The sequence below is a fragment of the Rhodococcus sp. FW305-130 genome (assembly GCF_058788335.1).
This window is the reverse complement of record NZ_JBYTAP010000024.1, coordinates 1-1,569: the sequence shown is the minus strand read 5'-3', so window position 1 is coordinate 1,569 and position 1,569 is coordinate 1. Positions and strand designations below refer to the sequence as shown.

Here is a 1,569-nt window from a genome sequence, read left to right as displayed (position 1 = left end):
CAACGACTCCGGACCACAACCCTGAGCAATCAACCTGCGCGCCAACCGATTCGACCGAACCGACAACTCCGCATACGTCAACGACTCGCCACCGAACCGCACCGCGGTCCGATCACCAAACCGCGCAGCAGCATCATCGAACCACGCCGACAACGTCGACTCCACACCACTGTCGACACCCGTGTCGCTCCATGACAGAACGCGATCCAACTCACCGGCGGTCAGAACATCCACGTCGCCAACAGCAGCGGCCGGATTCGCGACAACGCCACGGAGGACGGACACGAAGCGATCAGCGAACTCGGCCGCTGTCGCCGCGTCGAACAGATCCGTCGCGTAGGTCAGGGTGCCGGACATACCGGCGTCAGCGGCGTCTTCAAGAGTGAATTGCAGATCGAACTTGGCCAGTGCTGCGTCGAATTCCACAGCAGCGGCGGTGAGTCCGGGCAGTTCGAGAGCACTCTGGCCAAGGTTCTGGAAGGTCAATGCCACCTGGAACAGCGGGTGGTGTGCCTGCGAACGCACCGGATCGAGCGCTTCGACGATCCGCTCGAACGGCACGTCAGCGTGGGCAAACGCCTGCAGATCCACTTCACGCGCAGAAGCCAACAGATCCGTGAACGACATCGACGGATCAACCTCGGTGCGCAGCACCAAAGTGTTGACGAACATGCCGATCAGATCGTCGAGCTGCGCTTCACCGCGACCGGCGACAGGAGCGCCGATTGCGATGTCGGTTGTCGCGGACAACCGTGCCAGCAGCACGGCCAGCGCAGAGTGGACGACCATGAACGGCGTTGCGCCCGCCGCCTGACCTGTTGCTTCCACATCGGCCCACAGTTGCGCGTCGATGGTGAAGGTGTGGTTCGCTCCTTGTCCCGTTGCGATCTCGGGGCGGGTGCGATCACTGGGAAGGTCCAGCTGCTCGGGCAAGTCGGCCAGGGCATCGGACCAGTAGTTGATCTGCTGCGCGATGATTGACTGCGGATCGTCCTCGAACCCGAGAACCTCACGCTGCCACAGTGCGTAGTCGGCATACTGCACCGGCAACGGCGCCCACGTCGGGGTCTGCCCCTGTGAGCGGGCGAAGTACGCGGTCATCACGTCCCGGGTCAACGGGCTCATCGAGAAGCCGTCGGTCGAGATGTGATGCACCACGAACGACAACACGAAGTCATCATCGGCGACCTGGAACAGCTTGGCGCGCAACGGAACCTCGACGGTGACATCGAAGCCCTGGGCGAAGAACGAATACAGCTCCGCCTGGATTCGGTCGTCGGTGACGCGTTCTGCACCGAGATCGATCGAGACATCTCCAGCCGAGAGGATCTTCTGGTAGCCGATTCCGTCGACCTCGGGGTAGACCGTGCGCAGAACCTCGTGGCGACCGATAACATCGTGAACTGCCGAATTCAGGGCGGCCAGATCGAGCGCACCCGTGAGCCGAACGGCAACAGGGACATTGTTGACAGCCGATGCCGTGTCGAATCGATTGAGGAACCACATGCGCTGCTGCGCAAACGACAACGGCACCTGCGCCGGACGCACCTGCGCAGTCAACGCCGCACG

At 62.5% G+C, this 1,569-nt stretch carries 1 protein-coding gene; it reads right to left on the bottom strand.

Going from position 1 to position 1,569, the window contains the following annotated elements:
- The coding region (locus tag AC3WQS_RS31310) for a condensation domain-containing protein (protein ID WP_492713590.1) at window positions 1–1,569 on the bottom strand (1,569 nt) is incomplete at both ends.